16 protein-coding genes, 1 pseudogene and 1 riboswitch are annotated in these 18,601 nt (G+C 71.8%); of the genes and pseudogenes, 11 read left to right on the forward strand and 6 right to left on the reverse strand.

All coding sequences use genetic code 11. The annotated features are described in order from the left end of the window. The first annotated feature begins 197 nt into the window (after window positions 1-197). From ACIGXP_RS04130 to ACIGXP_RS04150, 5 genes are read left to right on the forward strand one after another with little or no spacing between them, the layout of a single operon-like run. Window positions 198-1,718, forward strand: a complete 1,521-nt coding sequence (locus ACIGXP_RS04130) for an aldehyde dehydrogenase family protein (protein WP_399763781.1) — start codon at window positions 198-200, stop codon at window positions 1,716-1,718. A gap of 44 nt (window positions 1,719-1,762) precedes the next feature. After that, on the forward strand, window positions 1,763-3,292 hold the full coding sequence (locus ACIGXP_RS04135; RefSeq protein ID WP_399763786.1) for a GMC family oxidoreductase: 1,530 nt from the start codon (window positions 1,763-1,765) through the stop codon (window positions 3,290-3,292). Next, entirely contained in the window at window positions 3,292-4,503 is a 1,212-nt protein-coding gene (locus ACIGXP_RS04140; protein WP_363214792.1) for a glycine betaine/L-proline ABC transporter ATP-binding protein, read from the forward strand. The genes ACIGXP_RS04135 and ACIGXP_RS04140 overlap by 1 nt, the downstream gene beginning before the upstream one ends. Further along, the gene (locus ACIGXP_RS04145; RefSeq protein WP_399763789.1) at window positions 4,503-6,458 is read left to right on the forward strand and encodes an ABC transporter permease; all 1,956 of its coding nucleotides are present in this window, start codon (window positions 4,503-4,505) and stop codon (window positions 6,456-6,458) included. Before ACIGXP_RS04140 ends, ACIGXP_RS04145 begins: the two co-directional genes overlap by 1 nt. A 1-nt stretch (window position 6,459) precedes the next feature. Beyond that, window positions 6,460-7,422, forward strand: a complete 963-nt coding sequence (locus ACIGXP_RS04150; protein ID WP_399763792.1) for an ABC transporter substrate-binding protein — start codon at window positions 6,460-6,462, stop codon at window positions 7,420-7,422. A 6-nt stretch (window positions 7,423-7,428) separates the two neighbouring features. Here the strand turns inward: ACIGXP_RS04150 and ACIGXP_RS04155 are convergent, their stop codons facing one another. From ACIGXP_RS04155 to ACIGXP_RS04165, 3 genes are read right to left on the reverse strand one after another with little or no spacing between them, the layout of a single operon-like run. Further along, on the reverse strand, window positions 7,429-8,166 hold the full coding sequence (locus ACIGXP_RS04155) for an isocitrate lyase/phosphoenolpyruvate mutase family protein (protein WP_399763794.1): 738 nt from the start codon (window positions 8,164-8,166) through the stop codon (window positions 7,429-7,431). Beyond that, window positions 8,163-8,606 (reverse strand): carboxymuconolactone decarboxylase family protein, encoded by a 444-nt coding sequence (locus ACIGXP_RS04160; protein ID WP_399763796.1) that lies wholly within the window; start codon window positions 8,604-8,606, stop codon window positions 8,163-8,165. Before ACIGXP_RS04160 ends, ACIGXP_RS04155 begins: the two co-directional genes overlap by 4 nt. Further along, complete coding sequence (locus ACIGXP_RS04165) at window positions 8,603-9,100, reverse strand: carboxymuconolactone decarboxylase family protein (RefSeq protein ID WP_399763798.1); 498 nt, start codon at window positions 9,098-9,100, stop codon at window positions 8,603-8,605. Before ACIGXP_RS04165 ends, ACIGXP_RS04160 begins: the two co-directional genes overlap by 4 nt. A 47-nt stretch (window positions 9,101-9,147) precedes the next feature. Between ACIGXP_RS04165 and ACIGXP_RS04170 the strand changes: the two genes are divergently transcribed. Beyond that, the gene (locus ACIGXP_RS04170) at window positions 9,148-10,542 is read left to right on the forward strand and encodes a PLP-dependent aminotransferase family protein (RefSeq protein ID WP_399763801.1); all 1,395 of its coding nucleotides are present in this window, start codon (window positions 9,148-9,150) and stop codon (window positions 10,540-10,542) included. 25 nt (window positions 10,543-10,567) lie between these two features. Here the strand turns inward: ACIGXP_RS04170 and ACIGXP_RS04175 are convergent, their stop codons facing one another. Beyond that, window positions 10,568-11,095: a hypothetical protein gene (locus tag ACIGXP_RS04175; RefSeq protein ID WP_363214800.1), complete on the reverse strand. Its 528-nt coding sequence runs from the start codon at window positions 11,093-11,095 to the stop codon at window positions 10,568-10,570. 150 nt (window positions 11,096-11,245) lie between these two features. Beyond that, window positions 11,246-12,073 (reverse strand): DMT family transporter, encoded by an 828-nt coding sequence (locus ACIGXP_RS04180; protein WP_399764822.1) that lies wholly within the window; start codon window positions 12,071-12,073, stop codon window positions 11,246-11,248. A 144-nt stretch (window positions 12,074-12,217) separates the two neighbouring features. On the opposite strand from ACIGXP_RS04180, the gene ACIGXP_RS04185 reads away from it, so the two are divergent. After that, window positions 12,218-12,559 (forward strand): hypothetical protein, encoded by a 342-nt coding sequence (locus ACIGXP_RS04185; protein WP_399763805.1) that lies wholly within the window; start codon window positions 12,218-12,220, stop codon window positions 12,557-12,559. Window positions 12,560-12,586: 27 nt separating this feature from the next. Continuing rightward, window positions 12,587-13,765 (forward strand): annotated as a pseudogene (locus tag ACIGXP_RS04190) (glutathionylspermidine synthase family protein); the annotation flags it as partial. Here the strand turns inward: ACIGXP_RS04190 and rocD are convergent. Further along, window positions 13,728-14,972, reverse strand: coding sequence for an ornithine--oxo-acid transaminase (gene rocD / locus ACIGXP_RS04195; protein ID WP_399763809.1), 1,245 nt, complete (start codon window positions 14,970-14,972; stop codon window positions 13,728-13,730). The pseudogene ACIGXP_RS04190 and the gene rocD sit on opposite strands and share 38 nt — an antisense overlap. Window positions 14,973-15,086: 114 nt before the next feature. Further along, window positions 15,087-15,175, forward strand: a riboswitch (ZMP/ZTP riboswitch). Between the two features lie 32 nt (window positions 15,176-15,207). Here rocD and ACIGXP_RS04200 point away from each other — a divergent pair. From ACIGXP_RS04200 to ACIGXP_RS04210, 3 genes are all read left to right on the forward strand, one after another. After that, window positions 15,208-16,659 (forward strand): glycine hydroxymethyltransferase, encoded by a 1,452-nt coding sequence (locus ACIGXP_RS04200; protein WP_363214803.1) that lies wholly within the window; start codon window positions 15,208-15,210, stop codon window positions 16,657-16,659. A 162-nt stretch (window positions 16,660-16,821) separates the two neighbouring features. Next, the gene (gene trpS / locus ACIGXP_RS04205) at window positions 16,822-17,838 is read left to right on the forward strand and encodes a tryptophan--tRNA ligase (protein WP_363214804.1); all 1,017 of its coding nucleotides are present in this window, start codon (window positions 16,822-16,824) and stop codon (window positions 17,836-17,838) included. A gap of 187 nt (window positions 17,839-18,025) precedes the next feature. Beyond that, window positions 18,026-18,598 carry a 2'-5' RNA ligase family protein gene (locus tag ACIGXP_RS04210; RefSeq protein ID WP_399763814.1) on the forward strand — a complete coding sequence of 191 codons (573 nt, stop codon included), beginning with the start codon at window positions 18,026-18,028 and terminating at the stop codon, window positions 18,596-18,598. The last annotated feature ends 3 nt before the right edge of the window (window positions 18,599-18,601 follow it).

The following is an 18,601-nucleotide window of genomic DNA, read 5'->3' on the forward strand; positions in this document are numbered from 1 at the left end:
ACGGACGTCGATCATGTGAAGGAGTCAATCCCGAGCCCGCTTTTGTCCGTTTTCGACCGCGTTTTCAGTGACGCCGCGCACTTTCGGCCACCGATTGCGCATGCCGTTCGCGGCCCTGGGGCAGGCGTCCGCGGTCCCCGACCGTGACGCACGTGTGACACAGGGGAGCGGAACAGGAACGGAAGGCAATACCGATCATGGCGGACAGAACGGCACGACAGGCCGAGGCGACCATCCACGCGGGCGGCCAGTGGCTGGAAGCGATCTCCGGTGCGACGCGCGAGATCCTCGACCCCGCGGACGCCCGGCCGTTCGCCGTGGTCGCCGAGGGTGACGAGAAGGATGCCGAGCGTGCGGTGACCGCCGCGCGGCAGGCCTTCGATGACGGACCCTGGCCCGGCACCCCCGTCGCCGAGCGCGCCGCGCTGCTGCGCCGCGTCGCCGATCTCCTCGTGCGCGACCGCGAGGAACTGGGCCTGCTGGAGAGCCGGGACGCGGGCAAGACCGTGGAGGAGGGCCGGGTCGACATCGACTGTGTCGCCGACGCCTTCCGCTACTTCGCCGACCTGGTCGCCGCCGAGGCCCCGGGCCGGGTGGTCGACGCCGGCTCGCCCGACATCCACAGCGTCGTCGTCCATGAGCCGGTCGGCGTGTGCGCGCTGATCACCCCCTGGAACTACCCCCTCCTCCAGGCCAGCTGGAAGATCGCCCCGGCGCTCGCCGCCGGCAACACCTTCGTGATCAAGCCCAGCGAGATCACCCCGATGACCACCGTGGCGCTGATCGAGCTGCTCGCCGAGGCGGGCCTGCCCGCCGGCGTGGCCAACATCGTCACCGGTCCCGGCCACACCGTCGGCGCCCGGCTCGCCGAGCACCCCGGCGTCGACCTGGTCTCCTTCACCGGCGGCCTGGTCAGCGGCACCAAGGTGGCCCAGGCCGCCGCCCCGACGGTGAAGAAGGTCGCCCTCGAACTCGGCGGCAAGAACCCCAACGTCGTCTTCGCCGACGCCTGCGCCACCGAGGAGGGCTTCGACACCGCCGTCGACCAGGCCCTCAACGCCGCCTTCATCCACAGCGGCCAGGTCTGCTCGGCCGGCGCCCGCCTCATCGTCGAGGAGTCGGTCCGCGAGCGCTTCGTCGCCGAACTCGCCCGCCGGGCACAGCGGATCAGGCTCGGCCGGGGCACCGAGGCCGGCGTCGAGTGCGGCCCGCTGGTCTCCGAGCAGCAGCGCGCCAAGGTCGAGGCGTACGTCGCCGCCGCGCTCGCCGAGGGCGCCGTACTGCGCTGCGGCGGCAAGCGGCCCGAGCCGTCGGCGCAGCGGCCCGCGTCCGGCTACTTCTACGAGCCGACCGTCCTCGACGCCTGCCACCGCGACATGACCGTCGTACGCGAGGAGGTGTTCGGCCCGGTCCTCACCGTCGAGACCTTCCGCACGGAGGAAGAGGCGGTGTTCCTCGCCAACGACACCGAGTACGGCCTAGCCGGCGCCGTGTGGACCACCGACCCCGGCAGGGCCCGCCGCGTCGCCGGGCGGCTGCGCCACGGCACCGTCTGGATCAACGACTTCCACCCCTACCTGCCGCAGGCGGAGTGGGGCGGCTTCGGCAAGAGCGGCACCGGCCGCGAGCTGGGGCCCGCAGGACTCGCCGAGTACCGCGAGACCAAGCACGTCTACCAGAACCTCGCGCCGAAGCCGGTGCGATGGTTCGCCGGCTGAGCCCCGCCTCTCCCCCCGGAAACACCCCCTGGAGTAGTACCCCCATGTCCCACACCCCCCACGTCTACGACTACGTCGTCATCGGCGGCGGCACCGCGGGCTCCGTCATCGCCTCCCGCCTCACCGAGAACCCCGACGTCACCGTCGCCGTCATCGAGGGCGGCCCGAGCGACGTCGGCCGCGACGACGTCCTGACCCTGCGCCGCTGGATGGGCCTGCTCGGCGGCGAACTCGACTACGACTACCCGACGGTCGAGCAGCCGCGCGGCAACTCCCACATCCGGCACAGCCGCGCCCGCGTCCTCGGCGGCTGCTCCTCGCACAACACCCTCATCTCCTTCAAGCCGCTGCCCTCCGACTGGGACGAGTGGGAGGAGGCCGGCGCCAAGGGCTGGGGCGCCGTCCCCATGGAGGCCTACTTCGCCCGTCTGAAGAACAACATCGTCTCCGTCGACGAGAAGGACCGGAACGCCATCGCCCGCGACTTCGTCGACGCCGCCCGGACGGCGCTCGGGGTTCCCCGCGTCGAGGGCTTCAACCGCAAGCCGTTCACCGAGGGCGTCGGCTTCTTCGACCTCGCCTACCACCCCGAGAACAACAAGCGGTCCTCGGCGTCGGTGGCGTACCTGCACCCGGTGATGGACGAGCGGCCCAACCTGACCATCCTGCTGGAGACCTGGGCGTACCGGCTGGAGTTGAACGGCACCCGCGCCGAGGGCGTCCATGTGCGCACCAAGGACGGCGAGGAGCTGCTGATCCGGGCCCGCAACGAGGTCGTGCTGTGCGCGGGCGCCGTCGACTCCCCGCGCCTGCTGCTGCACTCGGGCATCGGACCGCGGGCGGACCTGGAGGCCCTCGGCATTCCCGTCGTGCACGACCTGCCGGGCGTCGGCGAGAACCTGCTCGACCACCCCGAGTCGGTCATCGTCTGGGAGACCCACGGCCCGATCCCGGAGAACTCCGCGATGGACTCCGACGCCGGCCTGTTCGTGCGCCGCGACCCCGGAAGCGCGGGCCCGGACCTGATGTTCCACTTCTACCAGATCCCGTTCACGGACAACCCCGAGCGACTGGGCTATGAGCGGCCGGAGTTCGGGGTGTCCATGACCCCGAACATCCCCAAGCCGAAGAGCCGCGGCCGGCTGTACCTGACCAGCGCCGACCCGTCCGTGAAGCCCGCCCTGGACTTCCGGTACTTCACCGACGAGGACGACTACGACGGCCGGACCCTCGTCGACGGCATCCGCATCGCCCGTGAGATCGCCAGGACCGAGCCGCTCGCCGGCTGGCTCAAGCGCGAGGTCTGCCCCGGCCCCGAGGTCCTCGGCGACGCCGAGCTGAGCGAGTACGCCCGCAAGGTCGCGCACACCGTCTACCACCCTGCCGGCACCTGCAAGATGGGCGCCACGGACGACGAACTCGGCGTGGTCGACCCCGAGTTGAAGATCCGCGGTCTCGACGGCATCCGCATCGCCGACGCGTCCGTGTTCCCGACCATGCCCGCCGTGAACCCGATGATCGGGGTGCTCATGGTCGGGGAGAAGGCCGTCGAACTGATCGGAGGTGACGCCTGATGGCGCTCACGGTTCCCACCCGCAAGCCGCCCACCACGACCGAGCCGGTGTTCTCGGTGTCCGGCCTGTGGAAGGTCTTCGGCCCCAAGCCGGAGCGGATTCCCGCCGACCCGGAGCTCAGCACGCTGGACCCCGCCGACCTCCGCGCCCGCACGGGTTGCACGGCGGCCGTCCGCGACGTCTCCTTCGACGTCCGCAAGGGTGAGGTCTTCGTGGTCATGGGCCTGTCCGGCTCCGGCAAGTCCACCCTCGTCCGCTGTCTCACCCGCCTCATCGAACCCACCGCCGGCACCATCGCCATCGACGGCGAGGACGTCCGCGCGATGGACAAGGCCCGCCTGCGCGAACTGCGCCGCCACCGGGCCGCCATGGTCTTCCAGCACTTCGGCCTGCTCCCGCACCGCACGGTCCTCGACAACGTCGCCTACGGCCTGGAGATCCAGGGCGTCGGCAAGGCCGAACGGCGCGAACGGGCCGCCGAGGTCGTCACCAAGGTCGGCCTGGAGGGCATGGAGCACCGCCGCCCCGGCCAGCTGTCGGGCGGCCAGCGCCAGCGCGTGGGCCTGGCCCGCGCCCTGGCCGTCGACCCCGAGGTCCTCCTCTTCGACGAGCCGTTCAGTGCGCTGGACCCGCTCATCCGGCGCGACATGCAGGACGAGGTGGCCCGCCTGCACCGCGAGGAGGGCCGCACGATGGTCTTCATCACCCACGACCTCACCGAGGCCCTGAAACTCGGCGACCGTATCGCCCTGATGCGCGACGGCCGAGTGGTCCAGCTCGGCACCCCGGAGGAGATCGTCGGCTCCCCGGCCGACGACTACGTCCGCGAGTTCGTCCGGGACGTGCCGCGCGAGCAGGTGATGACCTGCCGTACGGCCATGCGCCCCGCCGTCGCGCAGGAGACGGGGACCGGCCCGGCGATCCGCCCGGAGGCCACGGTCGCCGAGGCCATCGAGGCGGTGGCACGGGCAGGCGAGCCCGCCCGGGTGATGGACGAGGGCAGGTGCCTGGGCATCGTGGACCACGAACACCTCCTGGACGTGGTGGCCGGCGTCACCACCTCACCCCCCGCCGACGCCGCAGCTGCGGACAGTCGTGCCGCTGGGGCGGCAGGGGCGGGCGCAGCGGCACCCCGCAAGCGCGGGCAAGCGGCACCCCCCGCCCCCCGCACCAGCCCGGAGGGGCCCCGCACCAGCCCGGAGGCCGTCTGATGGCCACGCTCAGTCTCCCGACCTCCCGTACCGGCACACCCCGCGTCCTCAAGAGCCGCGCCGCAGGCAAACTCCTCCTGCTCGCCCTCTTCGCCGCGGTCCTGGCCCCCTGGGCCGCCACCCACTGGCCCGGCACCAGCTGGCCCCACGAGCTGACCGTCAGCGTCGACAAACCCCTCGCCACGGCCAGCAACTGGGTCATCGACAACCGGGACAGCCACCCCCTGTTCCTCTACTTCTTCGGCTACATCAGCAACGCGGTCGTACTCTCCGTACGAGTCGTCTACGTCACCCTGCTCGCCGCAGGCTGGACCGGCGTCACGGCGTTCGGCGCCCTGGTCGCCTGGCGCGTCGCCGGCCCCCGCCTGGCCGCCGGCACCGCCGTCGCCCTCCTGGCCTGCGGAGCGCTGGGCATGTGGGTCCCGACCATGCAGACCCTCGCGCTGATGGTCGTGGCGGTCCTCGCCTCCGTGGTCGTCGGCGCGCTGCTCGGCCTCGCCGCCGGCCTCTCCGACCGCCTGGACCGCGGCCTGCGCCCGGTCCTGGACACCATGCAGGTGCTCCCGGCCTTCGCCTACCTCCTCCCCGTCGTCCTGGTCTTCGGCATCGGCGTCCCCGCGGCCGTGCTCGCCACCGTCGTGTACGCCGCCCCGCCGATGGCCCGTCTCACCGCGCTCGGACTGCGCGGCGCCGACCCCGAAGTCCTGGAGGCCGTGGAGTCGCTCGGCGCGACCCGCCGCCAGCGGCTGCTGACCGCCCGTATCCCCCTGGCCCGGGGAGAACTCCTGCTCGGCCTCAACCAGACGATCATGATGGCGCTGTCCATGGCCGTCATCGCCTCGGTCATCGGCGCCGGCGGCCTCGGCGACCGCGTCTACCAGGCGCTCTCCTCGGTCGACGTGGGCCAGGCCCTCGCCGCCGGCATCCCGATCGTGCTGCTGGCGATCGTGCTGGACCGGGTGACCGCAGCCGCCGGGGCCGGCGGGGCCGCCGGCGCCGGGGACACACGCACCCGCGCCATCGGCTGGCCCTACGCCCTCGCCGTCACCGTGGCCGTCGCGCTGGCCGCCCGTCTGCTCGGCCGCCTCGACTGGCCCTCCGGCTGGACCCTGGACATCGCCGAACCGGTCGACCGCGCCGTCGACTGGATGACCAACCACCTCTACTCCGGTGTCCCGGTCATCGGCGGTACGGCCGACTGGGCGGGCCACTTCACCACCTGGATCCTGGACCCCGTCCGCGGCGGCCTGCAGTGGCTGCCCTGGTGGGCGGTGCTGCTGATCGTCGCCGCCCTGGCCTGGTCGATCGGCACCTGGCGCACCGCCCTGACCGCCGTGCTCGCCATGGCCGCGATCGGTGTGCTCGGGGTGTGGGGACCGGCCCTCGACACGCTCTCCCAGGTGCTGGCCGCGGTCGCCGTCACCCTGGTCCTCGGCTTCGCGACCGGCATCGCCGCGGCCCGCAGCGACCGCGTCGAACGCGCCCTGCGCCCGGTGATGGACGTGTTCCAGACCATGCCGCAGTTCGTGTACCTGATCCCGGTCGTCGCCCTGTTCGGCGTGGGCCGTGCCCCCGCCGTCGCCGCGGCCGTCGTCTACGCCCTCCCGGCCGTCGTCCGGATCACCGCGCAGGGTCTGCGCCAGGTCGACCCGGCCGCGCTGGAGTCGGCGCGCTCGCTCGGCGCGACCGGCCGGCAGCAGCTGTGGCAGGTCCAGCTCCCGCTCGCCAGGCGCTCATTGCTGCTCGCGGTCAACCAGGGTGTGGTCCTGGTCCTCGCCGTCGTCATCATCGGCGGCCTGGTCGGCGGCGGCGCCCTCGGCTACAACGTCGCCTTCGGCCTCGCCCAGGGCGACCTGGCGACCGGTCTGGTGGCCGGAGCCGCGATCGTCTGCCTGGGTCTGATGCTCGACCGGGTGACCCAGCCGACGGAACGACGCCCGAGGAAGGGAGCCTGACATGCGACGTCGTACGACTGTCCTGACCGCGATCGCCGTGACGGGCTCGCTGGCGCTGCTCACCGGCTGCGGCGCCGCCGACATGACCAGGCAGGCCAGCCCGTTCGCCAACGCCCGGGGCTCGAAGACGGTCACGCTGTCCGTGCAGTCCTGGGTGGGCGCCCAGTCCAATGTGGCCGTCGCCCAGTACCTGCTGGAACACAAGCTGGGCTACCGCGTGGACACCGTCCAGGTCGACGAGGTGCCCGCCTGGGACGCGCTCAGCCAGGGCCGGGTCGACGCCATCCTGGAGGACTGGGGCCACCCGGACCAGGAGAAGCGGTACGTCGAGGACAAGAAGACCATCGCCCACGGCGGCGACCTCGGGGTGACCGGACACATCGGCTGGTTCGTCCCGACGTACCTCGCCAAGGAGCACCCGGACATCACCGACTGGCGGAACCTGAACAAGTACGCCTCGCTCTTCCGCACCGCGGAGAGCGGCGGCAAGGGCCAGCTGATGGACGGCTCCCCGTCGTACGTCACCAACGACAAGGCCCTGGTGAAGAACCTGAAGCTGGACTACCAGGTCGTCTTCGCCGGTTCCGAGGCGGCCCAGATCACCCAGATGAAACAGTTCGCGAAGGAGAAGAAGCCCTTCCTGACGTACTGGTACTCACCCCAGTGGCTGTTCAAGAAGGTCCCCATGACGGAGGTGAAGCTGCCGCCGTACAAGGAGGGCTGCGACGCCGACGCGGCCAAGATCGCCTGCGCCTACCCGCACACCCCGCTGCAGAAGTACCTCAACGCCGACTTCGCGAAGTCCGGCGGCGAGGCGTCGGCCTTCCTGAAGAAGTTCCGGTGGACGACCGAGGACCAGAACGAGGTCTCCCTGATGATCGCCGACCAGAAGCTGTCGCCCGAGGAGGCGGCGAAGAAGTGGGTGGACAGCCACCCCTCCGAGTGGAAGAAGTGGCTGCCCTGAACCGCCCTACTTCGTCAGGCCGTCGGCGATCTCCCGCAGCGCGGCCACGGCCCGCCGCTGGAGCCCCGGCCCGAACGTGACGCGGGTGGCCCCGAGTTCGCCGAGCACGGCGGGCGAGGGGCCCTCGCCGTCCAGCCGGGCCACCATGTTCAGCGGGCCCTGGATGCCGGCCCGCAGCAGGGGCAGTACGTCCACCGGGGCGAGGATCGGATACACGCAGTCCGCGCCCGCGGCCACGTACAACGCGGCCCGCTCGATGGCCCGTTCGGGCTCGCCGTCGCCATGCAGGAACGTGTCCACCCGCGCGTTGACGAAGAGCCGGTCGGCGGCGGCCGAGCGGACCTCGGCGAGGAACTCGGCGTGCTCGTGCGGGTCCTTGAGGACACCCCCGTTGGAGTCCTCAAGGTTGCACCCCACGGCACCCGCCTCCAGCAGCCGCTCCACCAGCTCCTTCGGTGCGAGCCCGTACCCGCCCTCGACATCCGCCGAGACCGGCACCTCCACCGCCCGCACGATCCGGGCCACCGCCGCGAACATCTCGTCGGCCGGGGTCGCCCCGTCCTCGTACCCGAGCGAGGCGGCCACCCCCGCACTCGGTGTGGCCAGCGCCGGAAACCCGGCCTCGGCACACACCCGGGCGCTCGCCGCGTCCCAGGGGCCGGGCAGGACCAGCGGATCACCCTGGGCGCGCTTGCGGTGCAGGGTGCGGAACACATCCACCTTGCTCACGTCCACCTTGCTCATGGCTGGTAACCCCCTGGCGGGACTCGGCGGCTGACCATCAGGCGGTTCCAGCCGTTGATGGCGGTGATCAGGCCGATGAGATGGGCGAGTTCGGCCTCACTGAAGTGCTTGGCGGCGGTGTCGTACACCTCGTCCGGCACGAAGCCGTCCGTCAGCACGGTGACCGCCTCGGTCAGCGCCAGCGCGGCCCGCTCCCGCTCGCTGTAGAGGTCCTCGGCCTCCTCCCAGGCGTTGAGCAGCTGGACGCGGTCCTCGGACTCCCCGTTCTTCCGGGCCACTTGGAGGTGCATGTCGAGGCAGAAGGCACAGTGGTTGATCTGCGAGGCGCGGATCATGACCAGCTCGGCGAGGACCGGATCACCGAGCCCCTTCTTCGCGGCCGCGCTGAGCGCGGACATCGCCCGGCCGACCGCCGGGTCCAGCAGCTGGGTACGGCTCACGTGTGCTGCCCCGCCTGGTAGTGGCCGGGCACCGCGCGAGTGGTCACCCCGAACCGGTTCCAGGCGTTGATCACCGCGATCCCGGCGATCAGCTGCGCCAGCTCGGCCTCCTCGAAGTGCTTGGCGGCCTTCTCGTACACCTCGTCCGGCACGAAGCCGTCCGTGAGCACGGTGACCGCCTCGGTCAGCTCGATCGCCGCCAGCTCCTTCTCGGTGTAGAAGTGCTTCGACTCCTCCCACGCGCTGAGCTGCACGATCCGCTGGACGCTCTCGCCGGCCGCCAGCGCGTCCTTGGTGTGCATGTCGAGGCAGAGCGCGCAGTGGTTGAGCTGCGAGGCGCGGATCTTCACCAGCTCGTACAGCTTGGGGTCCAGGCCCTGCCTGGCCGCCGCGTCGAGCCGGATCATCGCCTTGTAGACCTCGGGGGCGTGCTGGGCCCAGTGCATACGGGGGGTGCGCTCGGGGGCGTATTCGACGGTTTCCTCAGTGCTCATGCCCTCGACCCTAGAAGCCAGGCAGCCCAGGAGTATGGTCCAGTTCCATGGCGAAACCTTGGGCCACTCTGGGTGTCGACCTGCACCTCGAACCGACCGGCGCGGGCGGTCTGCGCCGGGGCCTGACCGACGCCCTGCGCGACGCCGTCCGCAGCGGCCGGCTCGCCGCCGGCACCCGGCTGCCCTCCTCCCGCTCCCTCGCCGCCGACCTCGGCATCGCCCGCAACACCGTCGCCGAGGCCTACGCGGACCTGGTGGCGGAGGGCTGGCTCACCGCCCGGCAGGGTTCCGGCACCCGGGTCGCGGAGCTGGCGGCGGCCCCGCCCGCCGGCAGGGGCACGGCACCCGGTCACCCGGCGCCCGCCCGCCCGACGTACAGCCTGCTCCCCGGCGCCCCCGACCTCGCGGCCTTCCCGCGCACCGAGTGGCTCAAGGCCGCCCGCCGCGCCCTCACCACCGCCCCCTACCAGGCTCTCGGCTACGGCGACCCGTGCGGCCGGCCCGAACTGCGCGCCGCCCTCGCCGGCTACCTCGCACGGGTGCGCGGCGTCCGCGCCGATCCGGAGACCGTGCTGATCACCTCCGGCTTCGCACACGCCCTGCGCATCGTCGGCACGGTCCTCGCGGCGCGCGGGGTGCGCACGGTGGCGGTCGAGTCGTACGGCCTCGACGTCTACTGGAACCTGCTCCAGCAGGCCGGCCTCGCCACATCCGTCCTCCCGTACGGCGAACTCGGCACCGACACCAGGGCGTTGGGCGATCAGGGGGCGGTCCTGCTGACCCCCGCGCACCAGTTCCCCATGGGCACGCCCCTGCACCCGGAACGGCGGGCCACGGTGATCGACTGGGCCCGGCGCACCGGCGGTCTGATCCTGGAGGACGACTACGACGGCGAGTTCCGCTACGACCGCCAGCCCGTCGGTGCCCTCCAGGGTCTCGACCCCGACCGCGTGATCTACTTCGGCACCGCCAGCAAGTCCCTGGCCCCCGGACTGCGGCTGGGCTGGATGGTGCTGCCCCCGGCCCTCGTGGAGGAGGCGGCCTCGGCCAAGGGCCGCATCGACACCGTGGGCGCGCTGGACCAGCTCACCCTCGCCGAGTTCATCACCTCCGGCGCGTACGACCGCCACGTCCGCTCCTCCCGGCTGCGCTACCGGCGCCGCCGCGACGCCCTCGCCGCATCCGTGAGCGCCCGCGCGCCCGAGGTGACGGTCACCGGCATCGCCGCGGGCCTCCACGCGCTGCTGCGGCTGCCCGCCGGCATGGAACAGTCGGTGGTCCAGGCCGCGGCCTGGCAGGGCCTCGCCCTCCACGGCCTGTCCCTGCACCGCCACCCACAGGCCGTCGCCGAACCGCTGGACGCACTGGTCGTGGGCTACGCGACACCGCCGGACAGCGCGTGGGCGGGAGCCTTGGACGCGTTGTGCAGGGTGTTGCCGTAGGGCGGCGATGCGCGCCGCATCCGGTTCACGTGTCCGACGGCATCCAGGGTGCGAGGTCGTCGCGCCATCCCTCGAAGTGCTCCAGGGCGACGCTCAGACGGGAGTCCTTCGCCCGGTGGAGGGCGCCGACGATCCGGTGCGGGTCGACGGTCGGGAGGAGGGACTCGCCCTCCTCCTCCGACGCCGCGACGGCTTCGGCTTCCCGCTCGGTGAGCCGGTCGTACGGGTAGGTCAGCGCAGGGCACGACCGCTCCCGGCCGGGACAGGGAGTGCCGGGCGGCCACACCCAGACCGCATCGTGGTGCCGTACCAGGACCTCGCCCAGGTACCAGGCGACCGCCCGCAGAAACGGGCCTCGCCGGTCGTCGTACTGCTCTTCCCAGGTGGTGTAGCGCTCCAGGACGAGGCGTTCGAGTCGGGGCAGGGAGGCGGGGGAGAAGTCCCACCGTCCGCCGGCCTGCTCGGCGAGGGCCGTGAAGTCGGCGCGGGCGGTGTCCAGCCAGGCGTTCAACTGCGGGTTGTTCCGGTAGGAGGGGTCGTCGACGGGGCGCATGCCGGTGACTCTACGACCGGCGGGGTGCGGCGAGTTGACGGCGGCTCGTCGATCGGCGCGCAGGTTCGACGCCGTCGACCGAGGATTTCCCCGGGCGGAGGCCTCACGCATCCCGCCGCGGCGGGCAATCAAGAGCCCGAACAGGCGGCCTCAGCCTTCCTCGGCCCCCACCGGCGCCTCTCCGAACCGCGCCAGCGCCAGTGCCCCCACCACGGCCACCAAGAACCCCAGCACCGCCAGCCAGGCCAGCCCCTCCCGCGTACGGTCCCCCAGCCACACCACCCCGACCGCCGCCGGACCGATGGTCTCGCCGATCACTATGCCGGCGGTGGCGGTCGTCACGGACCCCCGCTGAAGAGCCGACGTCAGCAACATGAACGCGGCGCCGCCCCCCATCACCAGCGCGTAGGCCGCCGGGTTGGTCAGCAGATCCGTCGGCGCCAGACTGTCGATCAGCCGGACCGACACCTCCACCACCCCGAAGCCGAAACCGGCCCCCAGCCCGAGCACCAGCGCCCGCGCCGGCCCGGACAGCCGCCCGGCCGTGAACGAGAGCAGCAGCATTCCGACCGCCACGGCGAGCATCACGTACCGCAAGACGTCCGAGCCGGCCTCCTTGCCCTCCGGTCCGGACGCCAGCCCCAGCATCGCGAGCCCGGCGCACACCACGGCCACCGCGGTCCACTCGGTGCCGCTCAGCCGCACCTGCAGCAGGCGCGCCGCCACCACCGCGGTCACCGCCAGACTCGACGCCAGGGCCGCGCCGACCGCGTAGATCGGAAGGGACCGCAGCGCGGCGATCTGGAACAGGAAGCCGAGCCCGTCCAGTGCCAGTCCGGCGATGTACCGCCACTGCCGCAGCGCCCGCAGCAGCAGGGCCGCCTCGCCGCCCCCGCCCGTACCGGCCTCGCGCGTGGCCACCGCCTGCAACACCGTCGCGGTGCCGAAGCAGACCGCCGCGCCAAGGGCGCACACCATTCCAAAGAACACAAAGGGACTCTAGGAGAGGGCCGATCCGGACACCCGCCCGGGTCGGCGCTCTTACCGTTCTCTAGTCTGAACCGATCGTCGGTCTGAACCGATCGTCCGAAGAGCGCGAAGAGCACACGGGGAGACACCACGATGCAGAACACACGCCGCCGGCTGCGCTCCGGCACGGTCGTCCTCGGCGGAATGGGTCTGCTGGCCGCCGCCCTGACCGCCTGCTCGTCCGAACCGGACAAGCGCTGCGTCGACCGCGACAGCTACAACCTCGCCAAGGGGTACAAGGTCGTCTCCGACAAGAACTGCACGTCGACCAAGGCGTCCGTGGACGGCGCCTGGTACTACGGCGGCCGGAAGAAGGGCTCCTGGGTGGACGGCGGCTCCTTCACCAAGCCCCACAAGGGCTCCGGCTCCTCCAGCGGCGGCACCGGAGTCCACCGCGGCGGCTTCGGCGGCGGCTACCACGGCTCCGGCGGCTGATCCGGACAACGGACCGGAGACCGCCGTATGGAACGCCGTACCACCACCCCCCGCCCCGGCTGGCAGCAGACCGTCGAGGAACAGGGGCTCGTCTACCCCCTCACCCGCCACCCCGACGGGTCCCTGCGCCCCTACTGGGACGAGAGCGCCTACTACGTCTTCACCCTGGACGAGATCGAGGCGCTGGAGGAGACCGTCGAGGAACTGCACCGCATGTGCCTGGCGGCCGCCGAGCACATCGTGGCGGGGGACCGGTTCGCCGACCTCGGCATCACCGACCCGCGCGTGGCCGCCGCCGTCACCGAGGCCTGGCGGCGCCGCGCCGAACTCCCCTCCGTCTACGGCCGGTTCGACCTCCGCTACGACGGCACCGGCCCGGCCAAGCTGCTGGAGTACAACGCCGACACCCCGACCTCGCTGGTGGAGGCCGCCTCACCCCAGTGGTTCTGGATGGAGGACCGCTTCCCCGGCGCCGACCAGTGGAACTCCCTGCACGAACGCCTCGTCGAGGCCTGGCGGACCCAGGCCGCGCTGCTGCCTCCCGGCAGCCCCCTGCACTTCGCGCACTCCTCGGCCGACGAACTCGGCGAGGACCTGATGACGGTCGCCTACCTCAAGGAGACCGCCGAACAGGCCGGCCTCGACACCGACTGGCTGTCCATGGAGGAGATCGGCTGGGACACCCTCTCCGGCCGTTTCGTCGACAACCAGCTCCGGTTCATCCGCAGCATCTTCAAGCTCTACCCCTGGGAGTGGCTGACCACCGACGCCTTCGGCGGGCACGTCCTGGACACCCTCGACAACGGCGGCGGCACCGGCAGCACCCTGTGGATCGAACCCGCCTGGAAGATGCTGCTCAGCAACAAGGCCCTGCTGGCCGTCCTCTGGGAGCTGTACCCCGGTCACCCCAACCTGCTCCCCGCCTACCTCGACGGCCCTCGCGAGCTGGCCGTCGAGAAGGGCTATGTCGCCAAGCCCCTCCTCGGCCGCGAGGGCGAGGGCGTCACCGTGCACCAGCCGGGCGCACCGGCCGTACTGCGCGACGAGCCCGCCTGCTACCAGCAGCTCGCCCCGCTGCCCGCCTTCGACGGCAACCATGTCGTCCTCGGCGCCTGGGTCGTCCAGAACGAGCCGGCCGGTCTCGGCATCCGCGAGTCCTCCGGGCTGATCACCGACACGTACGCGCGTTTCCTGCCGCACGTGATCCGCCAGAGCCCAGAACCGCCCGCAGCTGGGCGAGGCCCCAGTCCAGGTCCTCCTCGGAGATGACCAGCGGCGGCGCGATCCGGATGGTGACGCCGTGGGTCTCCTTCACCAGCACGCCCCGGTCCATCAGCCGCTGCGACACCTCGCGCCCGGTGCCGACCGCCCGGGCGATGTCCAGCCCCGCCCACAGTCCGCGTCCCCGCACCGCCGTCACCGCGCCCGTGCCGAGCAGCCCCGCCAGCTCGCTGTGCAGCCGCGCGCCCAGCTCGGCCGCCCGCGCCTGGAACTCGCCCGTGCGCAGCATCGCGATCACCTCCAGCGCCACCGCGCAGGCCAGCGGATTCCCCCCGAACGTCGACCCGTGCTCGCCCGGGCGGAACACTCCGAGCACCTCCGCGCTCGACACCACCGCCGACACCGGCACGATCCCGCCGCCCAGCGCCTTGCCCAGCACATACATGTCCGGGACCACCCCCTCGTGTTCGCACGCGAAGGTCCGCCCCGTGCGGCCGAGACCCGACTGCACCTCGTCGGCGACGAAGAGCACGTTCCGTTCGCGGGTCAGCTCCCGGACCGCGGGCAGATAGCCGGCCGGCGGCACGATCACCCCGTTCTCGCCCTGGACCGGCTCCAGCAGCACCGCCACGGTGTTCTCCGTCAGCGCCTGCCGCATCGCCGTCGGATCGCCGTACGGCACGATCTCGAACCCCGGCGTGTACGGCCCGAAGTCCGCCCGGGCCTCCGGGTCGGTGGAGAAGCTGATGATCGTCGTCGTACGCCCGTGGAAGTTGCCGCCCGCAACCACGATCTTCGCCATCTCCGCGGGCACCCCCTTCACCCGGTACCCCCACTTCCGGGCCGTCTTCACCGCGCTCTCCACCGCCTCCGCGCCGGTGTTCACGGGCAGCACCATCTCCATCCCGCACAGCTCGGCCAGCTCCGTGCAGAACGCCGCGAACCGGTCGTGCAGGAAGGCGCGGGACGTCAGCGTCACCCGCTCCAGCTGCGCCTTCGCCGCCTCGATCAGCCGCCGGTTGCGGTGTCCGAAGTTGAGCGCCGAGTAACCGGCCAGCAGATCGAGATACCGCCGCCCCTCCACATCCGTCATCCAGGCGCCGTCCGCCGTGGCCACGACGACCGGCAGCGGATGGTAGGTGGGCGCACAGTGCGCCTCGGCGGCGCTGATGAGGTCTTCTGCAGCGGTCATGGCCTCTCCCGGATCCGACGAGAACACTTCGGGAACACGACGGTGAACTCCTTCCTACCGTCGCTCGCATGGTGGACGCGGGACCTGCGCCGTCCGGCTCGCCCGGTAGGCTGATCAGCGGGCCGTGACTGGCGCGCTGGGATGGGACGGACCATCGGGGAGCGGCCCGACGGGAAACAGTGCCGTGCGCCTGGGCCGAACGTGAACGCTGTACGCACACCGTCCGGAGGTCCTCATGCCAGAGCAGCAGCCCCTCTCCACCGAGTCCACCGCCTTCCGTGCCGCCCTCGACGTCATCCGCGCCGTCGAGCCCCGGGTCGCCGACGCCATCGGCCAGGAGGTGACCGACCAGCGCGCGATGCTCAAGCTGATCGCCTCCGAGAACTACGCCTCCCCGGCCACCCTGCTGGCGATGGGCAACTGGTTCAGCGACAAGTACGCCGAGGGCACCGTCGGCCGCCGCTTCTACGCCGGCTGCCGCAACGTCGACACCGTCGAGGCCCTGGCCGCCGAGCACGCCCGCGAACTGTTCGGCGCCCGCCACGCCTACGTCCAGCCGCACTCCGGCATCGACGCCAACCTCGTCGCCTTCTGGGCCGTACTCGCCGACCGGGTCGAGGCCCCCTTCCTGGAGAAGACCGGCGCCCGCCAGGTCAACGACCTCACCGAGGCCGACTGGGCCGAGCTGCGCCAGGCCTTCGGCAACCAGCGCATGCTCGGCATGTCCCTGGACGCCGGCGGCCACCTCACCCACGGCTTCCGCCCGAACATCTCCGGCAAGATGTTCGACCAGCGGTCCTACGGCACCGACCCGGCGACGGGCCTCATCGACTACGAGGCCCTGCGCACCCAGGCCCGCGAGTTCAAGCCGCTGATCATCGTCGCCGGCTACTCGGCGTACCCCCGCCTGGTGAACTTCCGGATCATGCGCGAGATCGCCGACGAGGTCGGCGCGACCCTGATGGTCGACATGGCCCACTTCGCGGGCCTCGTCGCCGGCAAGGTGCTCACCGGCGACTTCGACCCGGTCCCGCACGCCCAGATCGTCACCACCACCACCCACAAGTCGCTGCGCGGCCCGCGCGGCGGCATGGTCCTGTGCGACGACTCCCTCAAGGACCAGGTCGACCGCGGCTGCCCGATGGTCCTCGGCGGCCCGCTGCCGCACGTCATGGCCGCCAAGGCCGTCGCCCTCGCCGAGGCCCGGCAGCCCGCGTTCCAGGACTACGCCCAGCGCATCGTCGACAACTCCCGCGCCCTGGCGGAGGGCCTGATGCGCCGGGGCGCCACCCTGGTGACCGGCGGCACGGACAACCACCTCAACCTGATCGACGTCGCCACCTCCTACGGCCTCACCGGCCGCCAGGCGGAGTCGGCCCTCCTCGACTCGGGCATCGTCACCAACCGCAACGCCATCCCGGCCGACCCCAACGGCGCCTGGTACACCTCCGGCATCCGCATCGGCACCCCCGCGCTCACCACCCGTGGCCTCGGCACGGCCGAGATGGACGAGGTCGCCGGCCTCATCGACCGCGTCCTCACCACCACCGAGCCGGGCACCACGAAGTCGGGCGCCCCGTCCAAGGCGGCCCACGTCCTGGACGAGAAGGTGTCCCAGGAGATCGCCCAGAGGGCGACGGACCTGGTGGCCGGCTTCCCCCTGTACCCGGAAGTCGACCTGGGCTGACAACTCCGCAAGGGGCAGCCAACCCGACGGGGCGCGGGGCCGCATCGCTATGCGGCTCCGCCGCGGGGCGCGACCCGCCACAACCGGTCCGTGGTCCCCACGCACCGGCCCACTCCCACCTCTCGGGCCGATGACACCCCAGCCGATGAGAGAATGGGCGACATGGCCACTGCTGATCGCCCCCGCGTGCTCTCCGGCATCCAGCCCACCGCCGGCTCGTTCCACCTCGGCAACTACCTCGGCGCCGTCCGCCAGTGGGTGGCCCTGCAGGAGTCCCACGACGCGTTCTACATGGTCGTCGACCTGCACGCGATCACGGTCCCGCAGGACCCGAAGGAGCTGCGTGCCAACACCCGCCTGGCCGCCGCCCAGCTGCTCGCGGCCGGTCTGGACCCGGACCGCTGCACCCTCTTCGTCCAGAGCCACGTCCCCGAGCACGCCCAGCTCGCCTGGATCATGAACTGCCTCACCGGCTTCGGCGAGGCCAGCCGCATGACCCAGTTCAAGGACAAGTCCGCCAAGCAGGGCGCCGACCGCGCCTCCGTCGGCCTGTTCACGTACCCGGTCCTGCAGGTCGCCGACATCCTGCTGTACCAGGCGAACGAGGTGCCGGTCGGTGAGGACCAGCGTCAGCACATCGAGCTGACCCGTGACCTGGCCGAGCGCTTCAACGGCCGCTTCGGCGAGACCTTCGTGATCCCGTCGCCGTACATCCTCAAGGAGACGGCGAAGATCTACGACCTGCAGGACCCGTCGATCAAGATGAGCAAGTCGGCGTCCACGCCGAAGGGCCTGATCAACCTGCTCGACGAGCCGAAGACCACGGCCAAGAAGGTCAAGAGCGCCGTCACCGACACCGACACCGTGATCCGCTACGACGCGGAGAACAAGCCGGGCGTCAGCAACCTGCTCACCATCTACTCGACCCTCACCGGCACGTCCGTCGCCGAGCTGGAGCGCGACTACGAGGGCAAGATGTACGGCGCTCTCAAGACCGACCTCGCCGAGATCATGGTCGAGTTCGTCACGCCGTTCCGCGAGCGCACCCAGCAGTACCTGGACGACTCCGAGACCCTCGACTCGATCCTGGCCAAGGGCGCGGAGAAGGCCCGCGCGGTCGCCGCGGAGACGCTCGCGCAGGCCTACGAGCGGGTGGGTTTCCTGCCGGCGAAGCACTGACGAGCGCCGGGCGCACCCAGGCGTACGACCGCACACCCGTCCGGCCGGGCAGAGCGCTGCACATCACTTCCGCTGCGCCTGCCCACAGGACAGTCATGGCCGTACAGTCGATAGCCAACAGCCGGAGGAATCCGGCGGCTGAGCAGAAAACAGACACAGGAACACGGGCACGACGACAGGAGACGACGTGGGGACCGTAACGATCGGCGTGTCGATCGCGGTCCCGGAGCCCTACGGCAGCCTGCTCCAGGAGCGGCGCGCGGGCTTCGGCGACGCCGCGGCTCACGGCATCCCCACGCACGTCACCCTGCTGCCGCCGACGGAGGTCGACGAGGCCGAGCTGCCGGCCGTCGAGGCGCACCTCACCGAAGTGGCCGCTGCGGGCCGGCCGTTCCCGATGCGCCTGTCCGGCACCGGCACCTTCCGTCCCCTGTCCCCGGTGGTCTACGTCCGTGTCGTCCAGGGCGCCGAGGACTGCACCCTGCTGCAGCAGCGGGTGCGGGACGCGTCCGGGCCGGTGGCGCGCGAGCTGCAGTTCCCGTACCACCCGCATGTCACCGTCGCACACGGGATCGACGAGACGGCGATGGACCGGGCCTTCGAGGAACTGGCCGGGTTCGACGCCCAGTGGCCGTGCACGGGGTTCGCCCTGTACGAGCAGGGCGCGGACGGCGTGTGGCGCAAGCTGCGGGAGTTCGCGTTCGGCGGGTCGGTGGTTCCGCCCCAGGCCGGTGCGCTCCGCAGCAGCGCGGTGTCGTAGAGG

It is taken from the genome of Streptomyces sp. NPDC053069 (assembly GCF_044546895.1).
Taxonomy (GTDB): Bacteria; Actinomycetota; Actinomycetes; order Streptomycetales; family Streptomycetaceae; genus Streptomyces.

What these genes read in the sequence shown, in the direction of transcription:
- ACIGXP_RS04185 (WP_399763805.1), top strand. Translation starts at nt 12,218, where the DNA reads ATGCAGAACACACGCCGCCGGCTGCGCTCCGGCACGGTCGTCCTCGGC.
- ACIGXP_RS04140 (WP_363214792.1), top strand. Translation starts at nt 3,292, where the DNA reads ATGGCGCTCACGGTTCCCACCCGCAAGCCGCCCACCACGACCGAGCCG.
- ACIGXP_RS04200 (WP_363214803.1), top strand. Translation starts at nt 15,208, where the DNA reads ATGCCAGAGCAGCAGCCCCTCTCCACCGAGTCCACCGCCTTCCGTGCC.
- ACIGXP_RS04175 (WP_363214800.1), bottom strand. Translation starts at nt 11,095, where the DNA reads ATGCGCCCCGTCGACGACCCCTCCTACCGGAACAACCCGCAGTTGAAC.
- ACIGXP_RS04155 (WP_399763794.1), bottom strand. Translation starts at nt 8,166, where the DNA reads ATGAGCAAGGTGGACGTGAGCAAGGTGGATGTGTTCCGCACCCTGCAC.
- ACIGXP_RS04145 (WP_399763789.1), top strand. Translation starts at nt 4,503, where the DNA reads ATGGCCACGCTCAGTCTCCCGACCTCCCGTACCGGCACACCCCGCGTC.
- trpS (WP_363214804.1), top strand. Translation starts at nt 16,822, where the DNA reads ATGGCCACTGCTGATCGCCCCCGCGTGCTCTCCGGCATCCAGCCCACC.
- ACIGXP_RS04135 (WP_399763786.1), top strand. Translation starts at nt 1,763, where the DNA reads ATGTCCCACACCCCCCACGTCTACGACTACGTCGTCATCGGCGGCGGC.
- ACIGXP_RS04150 (WP_399763792.1), top strand. Translation starts at nt 6,460, where the DNA reads ATGCGACGTCGTACGACTGTCCTGACCGCGATCGCCGTGACGGGCTCG.
- rocD (WP_399763809.1), bottom strand. Translation starts at nt 14,972, where the DNA reads ATGACCGCTGCAGAAGACCTCATCAGCGCCGCCGAGGCGCACTGTGCG.
- ACIGXP_RS04130 (WP_399763781.1), top strand. Translation starts at nt 198, where the DNA reads ATGGCGGACAGAACGGCACGACAGGCCGAGGCGACCATCCACGCGGGC.
- ACIGXP_RS04165 (WP_399763798.1), bottom strand. Translation starts at nt 9,100, where the DNA reads ATGAGCACTGAGGAAACCGTCGAATACGCCCCCGAGCGCACCCCCCGT.
- ACIGXP_RS04170 (WP_399763801.1), top strand. Translation starts at nt 9,148, where the DNA reads ATGGCGAAACCTTGGGCCACTCTGGGTGTCGACCTGCACCTCGAACCG.
- ACIGXP_RS04180 (WP_399764822.1), bottom strand. Translation starts at nt 12,073, where the DNA reads ATGGTGTGCGCCCTTGGCGCGGCGGTCTGCTTCGGCACCGCGACGGTG.